At 74.0% G+C, this 500-nt stretch carries 1 protein-coding gene; it reads right to left on the minus strand.

Annotated features, from left to right (window positions below):
- Positions 1-500: ketoacyl-synthetase C-terminal extension domain-containing protein (locus tag LQ326_RS47435; protein ID WP_234545414.1), on the minus strand; the 500-nt coding region annotated here is incomplete at both ends.

Below are 500 nucleotides of genomic sequence, written 5' to 3' on the forward strand. Positions count from 1 at the left end.
GCAGGGGCAGTCCGGTGGGCGTTTCTTCGACGTCGGACTGCTGGTGTTCCTCCGGCTGCTCCAGGATGACGTGGGCGTTCGTCCCGCTGATCCCGAACGCGGACACCGCCGCCCGGCGCACCCGGCCCACCTCGGGCCAGGCCCGGCTCTCGGTGAGCAGTTCCACCGCGCCGGACGACCAGTCGACGTGTGAGGTCGGCTCGGAGACGTGCAGGGTGCGCGGCAGCAGCCCGTGCTCCAGCGCGAGGACCATCTTCATCACCCCGGCGATGCCGGCCGCGGCCTGGGTGTGCCCGAGGTTGGACTTCGCCGACCCGAGGTAGAGGGGGCGGTCGCGGTCCTGGCCGTAGGTGGTGAGGAGGGCCTGGGCCTCGATGGGGTCGCCGAGCCGGGTGCCGGTGCCGTGCGCCTCGACGGCGTCCACATCGGCCGGGGCCAGCCCGGCCGTGTCGAGCGCGGTCCGCAGCAGACGGGCCTGGGAACGGCCGTTGGGCGCGCTG

The sequence above is a fragment of the Streptomyces shenzhenensis genome, from assembly GCF_021462265.1.
In the GTDB taxonomy this organism is placed as follows: Bacteria; Actinomycetota; Actinomycetes; order Streptomycetales; family Streptomycetaceae; genus Streptomyces; species Streptomyces shenzhenensis.